The following is a 14,249-nucleotide window of genomic DNA, read 5'->3' as shown; positions in this document are numbered from 1 at the left end:
GTCGGTCGCGGCTGGCGCGGCGCTGCAAACGGCGCACGGGCCAGGCCGGGTTGAATGTCGAAGTTGAGCGTCGAGGTCGAACGTCGAGATCGAACGTAATAGCGAGGCGTGCTGCCGTGCCCCGGCGGGGGCGCTCACAGCGCCGGCAACACCATTGCGTGTGCGGCTTCGTTCTGGCGCACCCGGAAAGCCGCGAGCTTGTTCGCGTATTCCGTGTCCGTCACGCTCAGGATCGACACGGCGAAGAGCGCCGCGTTGGCCGCGCCCGCCTCGCCGATGGCGAAGGTCGCGACCGGCACGCCCTTGGGCATCTGCACGATCGAATGGAGCGAATCGACGCCCTTCAGATACCTGCTCGCCACCGGCACGCCGAGCACCGGCACGGTGGTCTTCGCGGCCAGCATGCCCGGCAGATGCGCCGCGCCGCCCGCGCCCGCGATGATCGCGCGCAGGCCGCGCTCGCGGGCCTTTTCGGCGTACTCGAACATTTCGTCGGGCATGCGGTGCGCCGAGACGACCTTCGCCTCGTAGGCGACGCCGAACTCCTGCAGGATCGCAACCGCCTGCTTCATCGTTTCCCAGTCCGAGCTGGAGCCCATCAGTACGCCGACGAGCGGCGCTGCATGCTGGTGAGCCGTCTGTACTTCGCTCATTTGCTTCCTTTCCCCGGGATGCGCGCGCTCGCGCGCATCCGTCGACGTTAATTCACGCTGATTCGCGTCAGGCGAGATGCCTCAGGCGAGCGTCTGGCCGGTGAGGCGCTCAAGCGCCTCCTGATACTTCGCGGACGTCTTCTCGATCACCTCGCCGGGCAGCTTCGGCGCCGGCGGCTCCTTCTTCCAGTCCTGGGTTTCGAGCCAGTCGCGCACGAACTGCTTGTCGAACGACGGCGGATTCGAGCCCACCTGATACTGGTCGGCGGGCCAGAAGCGCGACGAGTCGGCGGTGAGCGCCTCGTCCATCAGATACAGCTGGCCGTGATTGTCGAGGCCGAATTCGAACTTCGTGTCGGCGATGATGATGCCGCGCGTCGCCGCATAATCGGCCGCTTCCTTGTACAGCTTGATCGCCGTTTCCTTGATGGTGCGCGACAGCTCGGTGCCGATGCGGCGCTCCATCTCTTCGTACGTGATGTTCTCGTCGTGGTGGCCCATTTCGGCCTTCGCCGCGGGCGTGAAGATCGGCTCGGGCAGCTTCTGCGCATTCTGCAGGCCCGGCGGCAGTTGCACGCCGCACACGGCGCCCGTGGCCTGGTAGTCCTTCCAGCCGCTGCCCGCCAGATAGCCGCGCACCACCGCCTCGACGAGAATCGGTTCGAGGCGCTTCACGACGACCGCACGGCCGCGCACCTGCTCGACTTCATCGGGCGCGACGACGGTTTCGGGATCGACGCCGGTGAGGTGGTTCGGCACGACATGTTCGAGCTTGCCGAACCAGAAGTTCGCCATCTGGTTCAGCACCTGGCCCTTGCGCGGAATCGGCTCGCCCATGATGACGTCGAACGCCGACAAACGGTCGGTCGTGACGATCAGCAGCTTGTCGGTGCCCACGGCATAGTTGTCGCGGACCTTGCCGCGGCCGAGGAGCGGCAGCGAGCGGAGCGTGGATTCGTAGAGGGTAGACATCGTCGTGATTCGCTATTTAACGTGGCGGGGCCGGCGCAAAACCGGACCGAAAGGGAAAACCGGGTAAACCAAAAGGGTAAATCAAAAAGCCAGTCGCCGTTCCCCAGACTGGCGGATACGGCGACGATCCTGCTGCAGGTTGCCTGCGCAGAATGTTGCACGGAACGTCGCGCGCCCGGCCGGTCGTGCTGCGGGCGCTGCAGGCGCCGCGAGCACGGTCCGGGGCGCGCGGCGCATCAGCGAACGATCTGCGCGAGTTCGCCCGACTTGTACTTCTCGGCGATCTTGTCGAGCGACACCGGCTTGATCTTGCCCGCCTGGCCTTCGCAGCCGAACGCCAGGTAACGGTCCACGCAGACCTTCTTCGCGGCTTCGCGGGCCGGCTTCAGGTAGTCGCGCGGGTCGAACTTCGACGGGTTCTCGAACATGTAGCGACGAATCGCGCCCGTGATCGCGAGACGCAGGTCGGTGTCGATATTGACCTTGCGCACGCCGTGACGGATGCCTTCCTGGATTTCCTCGACCGGCACGCCGTAGGTTTCCTTCATGTCGCCGCCGAATTCGCGGATTTCCGCCAGCAGTTCCTGCGGCACCGACGACGAACCGTGCATCACGAGGTGCGTGTTCGGAATGCGCGCGTGGATTTCCTTGATGCGCTGGATCGACAGGATGTCGCCCGTGGGCTTCTTCGAGAACTTGTACGCGCCGTGCGAGGTGCCGATGGCAATCGCCAGTGCGTCGCACTGCGTGAGCTTCACGAAGTCGGCGGCCTGCTCCGGATCGGTCAGGAGCTGCTCGCGCGTCATCGTGCCCTCGGCGCCGTGACCGTCTTCCTTGTCGCCCTTCATCGTTTCCAGCGAACCGAGCACGCCCAGTTCCGCCTCGACCGTGACGCCGATCGAGTGCGCCATGTCGACGACGCGGCGCGACACGTCGACGTTGTATTCGTACGATGCGACCGTCTTGCCGTCGGCTTCCAGCGAGCCGTCCATCATGACGCTGCTGAAACCGCTGCGGATCGCGCCCATGCAAACCGCCGGCGACTGGCCGTGGTCCTGGTGCATGACGACCGGGATATGCGGATACGACTCGATGGCGGCTTCGATCAGGTGGCGCAGGAACGGCTCGCCCGCATATTTGCGTGCACCCGCCGACGCCTGCATGATCACCGGCGCGCCGACCTGGTCGGCTGCCGCCATGATGGCCTGAACCTGCTCCAGGTTGTTGACGTTGAATGCGGGCAGGCCATAGCCGTGCTCTGCTGCGTGGTCGAGCAGTTGACGCATTGATACGAGAGGCATTGTGCTACTCCTTTGATTTGAAACGAATTTCTACGTCACGCCGGCCATCTTGCGTGGCCGGTCGAAGGCGGCCTGGCAGCCGCCGCCCGCATGCTCGCCGCGGGCGCAATGGCGTGATTTTATCGCGAAGCCAGCCCGCGCCCGGCGCAATCGCGTCAGCCGCATGAAAATGCCATGTCAGGGCGTCCTGACGGCTGGCTGGCAGCGGACTGACATCGGGATGGCGTCGGACTGGCAATTAAGCTGAAAAGCTGGCTGAAAAGCGGACTGAAAAGCAGGCAGTCCGCGCGGCCTCTCGTACGCGCGGACTGCGGCCGGATTCATGCACGAACCGGGTCAAACTCGCGGTCAAACTTCGCGGTCAAACTTTACAGCACGTCACCCACACGGACGATCTTCAGCGTGTTGGTGCCGCCAGGCTGCCCCATCGGCTCGCCAACGGTCAGCACCACCACGTCGCCGCGCGACGCATAGCCCTTGCTCACCACCACTTCGACGGCTTGCTGGAGCGCGGTGTCGCGGTCCGTGCTGGTGTCGAGGTGCAGCGGCGTGACGTTGCGGTAGAGGGTCATCGCGCGCTCGCTGCCGGTGCGCGGCGTGAGCGCGAAGATCGGCACGTGGGTCCAGTGACGCGACATCCACAGCGCCGTCGAGCCCGAATCCGTGAGGGCCACGATTGCCTTCGCGCCGAGATGGAACGCCGTGAAGAGCGCGCCCATGGCGATCGACTGGTCGATGCGCGTGAAGGTGCGGTCGAGGAAATCCTTGTCGAGCTCGGACTGCTCGGACTTCTCGGCTTCGAGACAGATCGCGGCCATCGCCTCGACCGTCTGCACCGGGTACTTGCCCGCCGCCAATTCCGCCGAGAGCATCACGGCGTCGGTGCCGTCGAGCACCGCGTTCGCGACGTCCGACACTTCCGCGCGCGTCGGCACGGGCGCGTAGATCATCGACTCCATCATCTGCGTCGCGGTGATGACAAGCTTGTTCGAATCGCGCGCCATGCGGATCATGCGCTTTTGCAGGGCGGGCACGGCGGCGTTGCCGACTTCGACCGCGAGGTCGCCGCGCGCGACCATGATGCCGTCCGACGAATCGAGGATCTCCTGCAACTCGGGAATGGCCTCGGCGCGCTCGATCTTCGCGATCATCTTCGGCTTGATGCCGTATGGCGCGCCCGCGATATTCGCGAGCTGGCGCGCCATTTCCATGTCCGTTGCGTTCTTCGGGAACGACACGGCGATGTAGTCCGCGCCGAGCGACATCGCCGTGCGGATGTCCTCCATGTCCTTCGCGGTCAGCGCGGGCGCGGTGAGGCCGCCGCCCTGGCGGTTGATGCCCTTGTTGTTCGACAGGTCGCCGCCGATGCGCACGGTCGTATGGATCTCGCTGCCGATCACGCGCACGACGTCGAGCACGATCAGGCCGTCGTTGAGCAGCAGCACGTCGCCCGACTTCAGGTCGCGCGGCAGATCCTTGTAGTCGAGACCGGCGCGTTCTTCGTTGCCGAGTTCGCAGTCGGCGTCGAGGATGAACGGCATGCCGGGTTCGAGCGAGACCTTGCCGTTCTCGAATTTGCCGACGCGAATCTTCGGGCCTTGCAGGTCGGCCATGATCGCAATCTCGCGACCTGCCTTGCGGGCGCATTCCCGCACGCTGTCTGCACGCTGGCGGTGATCGTCCGCCGTGCCGTGCGAGAAGTTGAGGCGCACCACGTCGAGTCCCGCGCGAATCATCTGCAGCAGGACGTCCGGCGAGCTGGAAGCCGGACCGATGGTTGCAACAATCTTGGTGGCGCGATGCATGAGTCTCCTCGTCTGGAAAAGATCGCTGGAAGAAACGTTGCTGCGAGAAGGACCGACCGGCTCACCCGCACCCGCGGTGTGGCCGAAACGCGCGCCGGTGAAATACAGCGTCGCTTTGTGCGAGCGCGCGATCCGCGCGGCGGCCGCTTCGGCCACGCGCGCTTCGCGCCTCGGGGCAGCGTGCTCGCCGCGGTGTGCGAGCGCGCATTTTGCGCGCCGCGTCCGCGGCTGCCGCCGAATGTGACACGCGCCCCGCCGCTACCGCCGGGGCGCACCGTGTCGCTTACGAAGCTGCCCGGGTTTCGAGCACTTCGACAGCCGGCAGCTTCTTGCCCTCGAGGAATTCGAGGAACGCGCCGCCGCCGGTCGAGATATAGCTGACCTTGTCGTGGATGCCGTACTTCGCGATGGCCGCAAGCGTGTCGCCGCCGCCTGCGATCGAGAACGCCGACGACTTCGCGATAGCCTGCGCGAGCGTCTTCGTGCCTTCGCCGAACTGGTCGAATTCGAACACGCCCACCGGGCCGTTCCAGACGATTGTGCCGGCCTGTTCGAGTTGCGAGGCGAGCGCCTTCGCGGTCTGCGGGCCGATGTCGAGGATCAGGTCGTCGTCGGCGACGTCGGCCACGGCCTTGATTTCAGCCTTCGCGTCCGCCGCGAACGCCTTCGCGGTCACGACGTCGCTCGGAATCGGCACCGAGGCGCCACGCGCGCGCGCCGCGTCGATGATGACCTTCGCTTCGGCGACCAGGTCGGCTTCGGCGAGCGACTTGCCGATCTTCAGGCCGGCCGCGAGCATGAACGTATTGGCGATGCCGCCGCCGACGATCAGCTGGTCCACTTTTTCCGCGAGCGACTTGAGGATGGTGAGCTTGGTCGAGACCTTCGAGCCCGCGACGATCGCCACGAGCGGGCGCTTCGGCGCGCCGAGCGCCTTGCCGAGCGCGTCGAGTTCGGCGGCGAGCAGCGGGCCCGCGCAGGCAACGCTCGCGTACTTCGCGATGCCGTTCGTGGTGGCTTCGGCCCGGTGCGCGGTGCCGAACGCGTCGTTCACGTAGACGTCGCAGAGCTTCGCCATCTTCTGCGAAAGCTCGTCGGAGTTCTTCTTTTCGCCCTTGTTGACGCGGCAGTTCTCGAGCAGGACGACGTTGCCCGGCGCGACATTCACGCCGTTCTCGACCCAGTTCGCGACGAGCGGCACATCGCGGCCGAGCAGGTCGGACAAACGCTTCGCGACCGGCGCGAGCGAGTCTTCCGGCTTGAACTCGCCTTCGGTCGGACGGCCGAGGTGCGACGTGACCATGACGGCCGCGCCCGCGGCGAGCGCGGCCTTGATGGCCGGCACGGAAGCGCGGATGCGGGTGTCTTCGGTGATGTTGCCCTGGTCGTCCTGCGGCACGTTGAGGTCGGCGCGGATGAATACCCGTTTGCCGTTGAGCTTGCCTTCGGAGATCAGATCGGAGAGACGCAGAACCTTGTTCATGGACTTGACTGTGCGTGATGGTGGGAAGGCGGTGACAACGCGATGCCCGGGCTGCTGCGGACCTGGCGCGGCGTGCACGGCGCGGGAGCCGGATCTTGAGACGTCCCGGGTCGCTGCTCGTGGCCTTGCCTGATATCCGACGAGCGCGACGAAAGCCGGCATCGAATTGCGAGACCGGTATTTTAGCCGATCGCCAGACCGATCCGAGACGCCCTTCGGCGAATGCCCTGAGCAGGTCCGGTCACCTGGCCCGCCGCAGGCGCCCGTATCCACGCGCTTGCCGTGACGCACGGCCATTTTGGCACGTTTTCGTCTTGTTTTTTTCGCGATGCCCGATGATGCTTTTTCCCGGACGCATTTGGCGCCTGGTATTTCGCGCCTGGTATTTCGCGCCTGGTATTTCGCGCCGGGTATTCGGCACCCCGCATTTGGCACCTGGTTTGGGTGCCTTTCAAACACCTTTGCGTGCGCTGTCCGACTGGCGTGCCGAGGCGTGACATAAAGCGTCCCCAGGCACCCGCGAGGGCACGTGTGTGCGCCAATTGGCGCTAGAATGCACGTTTGCCCGCTGCGGACGCCGAAGCTGCCGCTGCGCTACGGTCCACAACGAGCGTTACGAGAATTGTCCTCATGAGCGAAATCAAGGAAATGCCGCTGGTCGAACTGTCGGCCAAGGATCTGCCCGCGTACTGCCCGAATCCGTCGATGCCGCGCTGGAGCAACCATCCGCGCGTCTTCCTCGACGTGACCCACGGCGAAGCGCGCTGCCCCTACTGCAGCACGCGCTACAAGCTGCGCGACGGTGAGGTCGTGCACGGCCACTGAGCGCCGCGGCGCCGCGCGTGCGTGATGTGGCGCGATTTGGCGTTGCAGCGGGCCGCGCAGCATTCGCCGCCGCAGCCGCCCGTTATACGGTCCGTCGCTGCTCACGTTCGCGCGCCCCGCACCTCCCGGGTGTGCCCTTCCCGGGTGTGCCCTCGTTTCGCTGTGCATCGCCCGCCGGCATGAGGCCGCGGGCGGCCCGACGACGCGTCCTGCGGCGCGTCCGCCCTGCTAACCGCGTTCCGCGCGCCCGATGCGCGCGGGCGCTTTGTCACTTTCCGGACCCTGATACCCGATGCGCCGCGCGCTGGTAATCGCCCCTAACTGGATCGGTGACGCACTGATGGCGCAGCCGCTCCTTTCGCGGCTCGTGAAACTGCATCCGCGCATCGTGATCGATGCACTCGCGCCCACGTGGGTCGCGCCCGTGCTCGAGCGCATGCCTGAAATCCGCGACGTCTACGCCACCGACCTCGCGCACGGCAAGCTGCAACTGCTGCGCCGCTGGCAACTCGCGAGCGATTTGCGCGAGGTGCGCTACGACGCCGTCTACGTGCTGCCGAACTCGCTGAAGTCCGCAATGATTCCGTGGCTCGCGCACATTCCGCTGCGCATCGGCTACACGGGCGAGAGCCGCTACGGTCTCTTGAACGTGCGTCACGCGAATCCGCCGAAGGACGAACGTCCGCCGATGGTCAGGCACTACGCCGCGCTCGCGTGGGCGCCCGGCGCGACGGTCCCCGACGACCTGCCGATGCCGCGTCTCGAGTCGGATCCGAACGAGGCGTCGCGCGTTTCGGCGCGCTTCAACCTCGATACGCGCGTGCCGCTCCTCGTGTTCTGCCCCGGCGCCGAGTACGGCCCGGCCAAGCGCTGGCCGCCCGAGCATTTCGCGGCGCTCGCGCAGATGGTGGGCCAGTCGTTCCCGTACACGCAGATCGTCGCGCTCGGCTCGCCGAAGGATGCGCCGCTCGCGCAGGCCATCGCCGAGCGCGCATCGAACGTGCGCAACCTGTGCGGACAGACCGCACTCGGCGAAGCGTGCGCGCTGATCTCGCGCGCAAACGCTGTCGTCACCAACGACTCGGGCCTGATGCACGTGGCCGCCGCGCTGCGGCGGCCGCTCGTGGCGCTGTACGGCTCGACGGATCCGCGCCACACGCCGCCCTTGTCCGATCTCGCAAAGGTACAATGGCTGCATCTCGATTGCAGCCCGTGTTTCCAGCGCGAATGTCCGCTCGGACATCTGAATTGCCTGCGCGAACTGAGCCCGGAACAGGTGTTCGGCGATCTTCGCGGCATGCTGCTCGGCCAACGCTAGTCTCGCTGCGTCCGCAGCGGCAACAGCATGCCCGCTGCTGCTGCAAACGCAGCGAGTGTCGATTCGCAACCCGCGCCCCGGCGCACAAGATCATCGAGCCATGCCACGTTTTGCCCACCACTTTGAAGCCGCCGCGGATACGCTCAACGCCTGGTACCAGGCCGTCGCGGAAGTGAATCTCGACGGCTTGATGGGCCTGTGGATCGATGAGGAATTCGTGAGCTGCATCTGCCCGGACGGCGCCCATCTGTACGGCCTGCCGAACATCCGCGCCGGGCTCGCCGCGCAGTTCGAGGCAGCGCCGGTGTCGATCGAGCCGCTCGATATCCGCGTCTACGACAGCCTCGGCACCGTGGTTTATGCCATCGTGGAAGCGCATCGGCCGGTCGACCCGAAAGCCGTGCCCGCGATGGTCTTCACGACCTACGTGATGGTCCACGAGCGCGGCGAATGGCGCATCGCCCACATCCACTCGAGCCGCATGCCCGACGAAGCGGCCAGCCAGTTCTCCGCGAAACTGCGCCGCAGCCTGGGCGCGCTGCACTAAACACGCCTTCGGTATAGCAGTCATGAGCACGACCGGAGACAAGTCCCACCGCACCGGAACGCCGACAGCGAATGCTGCGCATGCGCATCCGCATGCGGCAGCGCTGGCCGGCGCTTATCGCGCGCCGCTCTGGCTGCCGGGCGCGCACGCGCAGACCATCGTGCCCGCGCTCATGTCGAATCTGCCCACGCCCGTCTACCGCCGCGAGCGCTGGGACACGCCCGATGGCGACTTCATCGAACTCGACTGGGTTGTGCCCGCCGCCGGGCAGCCGCTTCCCGCGCCCAACGCACCGCTTTTCGTGCTCCTGCACGGGCTCGAAGGCAATTCCGGCTCGCACTATGCGCGCACGATGGCCGCCGCCGCAGCCGCGCGCGGCTGGCATGCCGTGATCCCGCACTTTCGCAGTTGCAGCGGCCCGCTGAATTTGCTGCCGCGGTTCTATCATCTGGCCGACGCCAACGAGGTCGACTGGATGCTGCATCGCTTCGCCGCGCTTCATCGCGGGCCGCTCGTGGCCGCAGGCGTCTCGCTCGGCGCGAACGTGCTGCTGCACTGGCTCGCGCAGCAACGCGAGGATGCGTCGATCGTCGTCAAGGCAGTCGCTGCGGTCTCGGCGCCGCTCGACGTCCATGCGGGCGGCGAAATGCTCTCGCACGGCTTCGGCCTGATCTACACGCGCAGCTTCCTCAAAACGCTGAAGGCGAAGGCGCTCCAGAAGCTCGAACAATATCCAGGCCTTTTCGACGCCAACGCCGTGCTCGCGAGCCGCACGTTGTTCGAGTTCGACAACGTGGTGACCGCGCCGCTGCACGGTTTTCGCAACGCCGACGACTACTGGACCCGGGCCACGGTTGGCCCGAAGCTCAGCGAAATCGCCGTGCCGACGCTCGTGCTCAACGCACGCAACGATCCGTTCCTGCCTGACCGCGCACTGCCCTCGCCCGGCGAAGTGAGCGCGGCGGTCGAACTGGAGCAGCCCGCGCACGGCGGCCACGTCGGCTTCATGACGGGACCGTTCCCGGGCCGCTCCGACTGGCTCGCGGAGCGCGTGACCGGCTATCTCTCACGCTTTGTCGCCCATGGATGAGATCGTCAGACAGGCACTCGCGCGCTGGCCCGACGTGCCGCACTGCACCGGCTGGCTGATGCTCGATGCGCGCGGCCACTGGCGCATGCGCGACGAGGCCGACCAGGCAGCAGGCACGCACGGCACGCCGATCCGGCACGAGACGCTGATCGGCTTCATCAACCGCAATTACGCATGCGACGAGCACGGCCAGTGGTATTTCCAGAACGGGCCGCAGCGCGTCTATGTCGAGCTGGAATACACGCCGTCGATCGTGCGGCTCGCAAGCGATGCGGCCGGTGCGCTCACGCTCACCGACCAGACCGGCCAGCCGTTCGCACCGTCAGCCGTCTACGTGGACGAAGCGGGCAGCGTGCTGTTCGCTTCATCAGGCGATGCCGCTGAAGATCGCGCGAGCGCGTGCGTGGCCCTGCTCCACGATCACGATCTCGATGTGTTCGCCGACCACGCGTCGCTTGCCGACGACGGTTTAAGCGGCACCTTCGCGTGGCGCGCCGATATCGTGCTGCCGCTTCAGGCAATCCAGCGCGCGCAAGTGCCCGCACGTTTTGGCTTCGTTTCGAGCCCGGCGCACGAAGCAGCCAACGTGCAGGGGCAGCGCGGCACCGCCTGAGCGCCCCGCTCAGCTTCCCTCTTTCTCGTCTTCGCGCTCTTGCTTGTAGCGGGCCTCGAACTCGTGCAGGCGCGCCGTGATGATCGACAGATCGTAGAACCCGACCGATCGCATGTCGCGCGCCTCCTTCAACTGCCGGATCGCCGACGCCCACCCGCCGTCGAGCGCGAACTTTTCCGCCAGCGCGCGCCGCTGGGTCAGCAGATCGCCCAGGCCCGCGCTCGCCTGTGCGAGGTAGAGCCACCACGCAGCCTGCTTCGGCTCTGCCACGGTCTGAGCCTGCGCAAGCGTCTGCGCTTCCTTGAAGCGGCGCGCGCCGAGCAGCGCATCCAGCAAGACTTCCGTTGCGGCATGCGACGCGGGCCATGCGGCATGCGCGGTCCGCGCGCGCTGCACCGCTTCATCGTTGCGCCCCGCGCGCCGGGCGATGTCCGCGGCGAGCACGTCGAGACTCGGCGAACTGCGCGTCCTGCTGCCGTCTGCCGCTTCAAACGCACCGAACGCCGCACGCGATTTCGCCAGCGACGCTGCGGCGTCGTCGTACTGTTCAAGCAATGCCTGTCCGAACGCGATGCCGTACCAGTTCGCGGCCACGTTCAACGCCGTGCGGTCTTCGATTTCCGAGCGCAGTCGCGCAACCTCATCGATCCGGTCGCCGCGCATGCGACTCTGCAAGATACGCACGCGCGCGCGCACGAAGCCGTACTCGGGCGCCTGGCGCGGCTGGCGATACGCCGAACGGCGCGCGCGATCCTCCATGTCGGCAATGCGCTCCGTGGTGAGCGGGTGCGTGCGCGCGTAGGCCGGCACGCCCGTGTCGTCCATCGACGCGCGATCGAGCCGCTCGAAAAACGCCACCATGCCGTACGGGTCGTAGCCCGCGCCCGCGAGCAACTGGAAACCGACGCGGTCCGCCTCGTGTTCGGCGGCGCGCGAAAAGCTCAACTGGCGGTCGACGGCATAGGCCCCGCTGCCGAGTACGAGCGCGCTGCCAAGGTCGCCGCTGCGCGCGAGCACGCCCGCGAGGATGCCGAACAGCACGCCGGCGAGCGCCGCGTAGCCGGTGCGCTCGTTTTGCGAGAGCATACGCGCGATATGCCGCTGGAGCACGTGGCCCATCTCGTGGCCGAGCACGGAGGCGAGTTCCGATTCGGTCTGCGTGGCGACGATCAGTCCGCTGTTCACGCCGATGAAACCGCCCGGCAGCGAGAACGCATTGATCTGGCTGTCGCGGATGGCGAAGAGATCGAAGTCGGGTCGATAGCCGCCGATGTAGAGCGCATTCGCCGCCGCCGCGAGCCGCGCGGCAACCGAGTTGAGATAGTCGCGCACGAGCCAGTCGCCGATGTAATCGGGGCGGCTGCGAATCTCGCGCATCACGCGCTCGCCGACCTTGCGCTCGGCCTCGGGCGAGAGCGCGCCGTCCGAGCCGTCGCCGAGCGCGGGCAGTTGCGGCACCCAGGTGCCTGCGCGCACACTGGCGTTGCCGCGCGCGCCCGACTGGCCGGACAAGCGGTCTTGCGCGCCGCCGTAGGTGCCGAACACACCCTGCGCGATAGACGCGGGAATCATCGGATCGGCGCGCTCGTCGAGTGGACCGCTCACAAGCGCGGGCGCATCCGGCGCGAGCGAATCCGTGCCCGCGGGAGCCGCGCCCGGACCGCGGACGTTGGCTGCCCCCCGGATCGCGGCGGCTGCATTCGTATCGAGCGCGACCGCGCTGACGGCGAGCGCGAGCGAGGCGTGCGTCTGCGCATATGCCTGCGGGCAGACCGCAACCGATACGGACAACCAGGCAGCAAGCAGTCGTTTCAGACGCATTGATGACAGGATCGGAGAAAGGCGGGGCTGCGTGGTAGCGGCTGGCGCCGCTTCGTCGCCTGCCGATTGTACGCGCGGCCTGCGTGCGCCACGGCGACACCGTGCAGACAGCGCCAGCGCGCGGCGCTGTTATGATAGGCGCCCTCGATGGAGAGCCAATCATGCCCGAACTCACTCATTTCGATGCGGCCGGCGACGCCCATATGGTCGACGTCGGCGGCAAATCCGAGACCCGGCGCATCGCCGTCGCACGCGGCACGATCCGCATGCTGCCCGCAACGTTCGCGCTGGTCCGCGACGGTCAGGCGAAAAAAGGCGACGTGATTGGCGTCGCACGCATCGCCGCCATCCAGGGCGCCAAGCGCACGTCCGATCTGATTCCGCTGTGCCACCCGCTCGCGATCACGCGCGTCGCCGTGGATTTCGCGCTCGACGAAACGCTGCCCGGCGTGCATTGCACGGCGCAGGTGGAGACCGTGGGGCGCACGGGCGTCGAGATGGAAGCACTCACCGCCGTGCAGGTCGGGCTGCTGACGGTCTACGACATGTGCAAAGCCGTCGACCGCGGCATGACCATCACCGATGTGAAGGTCATGGAAAAGCACGGCGGCAAGTCGGGTGATTGGGTCGCGGCGTGAATCTTGCCGGCGTTCGCGTGGCCCGGAGCGGCCGTGCGGACGAAGTGATCCGCCGAAGTGATCCGCCGAAGTGACCCGTTGAAGTGTTCAGCTTATTGGCGCACTGGCCATTAACCGCGTTTCGGACAGTCCGCACTCGCTTTCAAGGTAACAGACCATGCTGATCAACTGCGCCGCGTACCAGGATGGCAAGAAGCTCGCCGATATCAAGATCGAGGACATCAGCGATTACATCGCGAAACGCGAATGCTTCGTCTGGGTTGCGCTCAAAGACCCGGAACCGGCCGAACTCGAGGCGATGAAAGAGGAATTCGGCCTGCATGAGCTTGCGATCGAAGATGTCCAGAACGGTCACCAGCACCCGAAAATCGAGGAGTACGGCGACTCGCTATTCGCGGTGCTGCACACGATCGAGATGGACGAGAACGACGAATTTGTGATCGGCGAAGTCGATATTTTCGCGGGCGAAAATTACGTGCTCTCCGTGCGCAACCGGACGCGTCACGGCTTCCAGGAAGTGCGTACACGCTGCGAGCGGGAACCGAATCTGCTCAAGGAAGGCTCGGGTTTCGTGCTGTATGCGCTGATCGACACGGTCGTCGACCGCTATTTCCCGATTCTCGAAACGCTCTCCACGAAACTCGAAGAGATCGAAGACCGCATCTTCGAGAAACATACGCTCGCGCAGTCGCGCGCAATCATCGAGGATCTTTACTCGCTCAAGCGCAGACTCGTGGCCCTGCAGCAGCGCGTCGCGCCGTTGCTCGAAAGTCTCAGCAAGCTGACGGGCGGCCGCATCCCGCGCATTTGCTCAGGCATGGCCGCGTACTTCCGCGACGTCTACGATCATCTCGAACGGATTGTGCGGACGGTCGAAGGCCGTCGCGAAATGACCGTCACTGCGGTGCAGGTGAACCTCGGCATGATCTCGCTCGCCGAAAACGAAGTGACCAAGCGTCTCGGCGCGTTCGCCGCGCTCTTCGCCGTGCCGACCATGATCGCCGGTATCTACGGGATGAATTTCCAGAACATTCCCGAACTGCATCTCCCGTTCGGCTATCAGATCTGCCTTGCGGCGATGCTGTTGATCGACCTGATCCTGTTTTGGCGATTCAGGGCCGCAGGCTGGCTATAAGCGCGCGCTCGCGCGGCTGAGCCCCTCGCTCGCGCCGCGCGCGCCGTA

13 protein-coding genes are annotated in these 14,249 nt (G+C 66.3%); 7 read left to right on the top strand and 6 right to left on the bottom strand.

The genetic code is table 11. The features are described 5' to 3' along the window. Positions 1-134: 134 nt before the first annotated feature. From purE to Q0L30_RS16820, 5 genes are all read right to left on the bottom strand, one after another. Positions 135-653, bottom strand: coding sequence for a 5-(carboxyamino)imidazole ribonucleotide mutase (gene purE / locus Q0L30_RS16840; protein ID WP_296658614.1), 519 nt, complete (start codon positions 651-653; stop codon positions 135-137). Between the two features lie 81 nt (positions 654-734). Then, positions 735-1,625 (bottom strand): phosphoribosylaminoimidazolesuccinocarboxamide synthase, encoded by an 891-nt coding sequence (locus Q0L30_RS16835; protein ID WP_296658611.1) that lies wholly within the window; start codon positions 1,623-1,625, stop codon positions 735-737. A gap of 236 nt (positions 1,626-1,861) precedes the next feature. Continuing rightward, positions 1,862-2,926: a class II fructose-bisphosphate aldolase gene (fba, locus tag Q0L30_RS16830; RefSeq protein ID WP_293039820.1), complete on the bottom strand. Its 1,065-nt coding sequence runs from the start codon at positions 2,924-2,926 to the stop codon at positions 1,862-1,864. Positions 2,927-3,294: 368 nt separating this feature from the next. Then, positions 3,295-4,731, bottom strand: a complete 1,437-nt coding sequence (pyk, locus tag Q0L30_RS16825; RefSeq protein WP_296658610.1) for a pyruvate kinase — start codon at positions 4,729-4,731, stop codon at positions 3,295-3,297. A 283-nt stretch (positions 4,732-5,014) separates the two neighbouring features. Continuing rightward, positions 5,015-6,214, bottom strand: coding sequence for a phosphoglycerate kinase (locus Q0L30_RS16820; RefSeq protein ID WP_296658608.1), 1,200 nt, complete (start codon positions 6,212-6,214; stop codon positions 5,015-5,017). Between the two features lie 630 nt (positions 6,215-6,844). Between Q0L30_RS16820 and Q0L30_RS16815 the strand changes: the two genes are divergently transcribed. The 5 genes from Q0L30_RS16815 to Q0L30_RS16795 all read left to right on the top strand — a co-directional run bounded on the left by Q0L30_RS16815 (position 6,845) and on the right by Q0L30_RS16795 (position 10,607). Next, entirely contained in the window at positions 6,845-7,039 is a 195-nt protein-coding gene (locus Q0L30_RS16815) for a zinc-finger domain-containing protein (RefSeq protein WP_293039815.1), read from the top strand. Positions 7,040-7,331: 292 nt separating this feature from the next. Next, complete coding sequence (gene waaF / locus Q0L30_RS16810) at positions 7,332-8,357, top strand: lipopolysaccharide heptosyltransferase II (protein ID WP_296658602.1); 1,026 nt, start codon at positions 7,332-7,334, stop codon at positions 8,355-8,357. A 100-nt stretch (positions 8,358-8,457) separates the two neighbouring features. Continuing rightward, entirely contained in the window at positions 8,458-8,904 is a 447-nt protein-coding gene (locus tag Q0L30_RS16805; protein WP_296658600.1) for a nuclear transport factor 2 family protein, read from the top strand. 22 nt (positions 8,905-8,926) lie between these two features. Further along, complete coding sequence (locus Q0L30_RS16800; RefSeq protein ID WP_296658598.1) at positions 8,927-9,994, top strand: alpha/beta fold hydrolase; 1,068 nt, start codon at positions 8,927-8,929, stop codon at positions 9,992-9,994. Further along, positions 9,987-10,607, top strand: a complete 621-nt coding sequence (locus Q0L30_RS16795) for a DUF2946 family protein (RefSeq protein ID WP_296658596.1) — start codon at positions 9,987-9,989, stop codon at positions 10,605-10,607. The genes Q0L30_RS16800 and Q0L30_RS16795 overlap by 8 nt, the downstream gene beginning before the upstream one ends. Before the next feature lie 9 nt (positions 10,608-10,616). Here Q0L30_RS16795 and Q0L30_RS16790 read toward each other — a convergent pair whose 3' ends face one another. Beyond that, positions 10,617-12,428, bottom strand: a complete 1,812-nt coding sequence (locus Q0L30_RS16790; RefSeq protein WP_296658593.1) for a M48 family metalloprotease — start codon at positions 12,426-12,428, stop codon at positions 10,617-10,619. Between the two features lie 161 nt (positions 12,429-12,589). On the opposite strand from Q0L30_RS16790, the gene moaC reads away from it, so the two are divergent. Both moaC and corA read left to right on the top strand, forming a co-directional pair. Beyond that, positions 12,590-13,066, top strand: a complete 477-nt coding sequence (gene moaC / locus Q0L30_RS16785) for a cyclic pyranopterin monophosphate synthase MoaC (protein ID WP_296658590.1) — start codon at positions 12,590-12,592, stop codon at positions 13,064-13,066. Positions 13,067-13,223: 157 nt separating this feature from the next. Continuing rightward, positions 13,224-14,201 carry a magnesium/cobalt transporter CorA gene (gene corA / locus Q0L30_RS16780; RefSeq protein ID WP_296658588.1) on the top strand — a complete coding sequence of 326 codons (978 nt, stop codon included), beginning with the start codon at positions 13,224-13,226 and terminating at the stop codon, positions 14,199-14,201. The last annotated feature ends 48 nt before the right edge of the window (positions 14,202-14,249 follow it).

The organism is Paraburkholderia sp., assembly GCF_024281035.1.
Taxonomy (GTDB): domain Bacteria; phylum Pseudomonadota; class Gammaproteobacteria; order Burkholderiales; family Burkholderiaceae; genus Paraburkholderia.
Note: the sequence above shows the minus strand (reverse complement) of the source record. Positions and strands in the feature narration are given on the sequence as shown.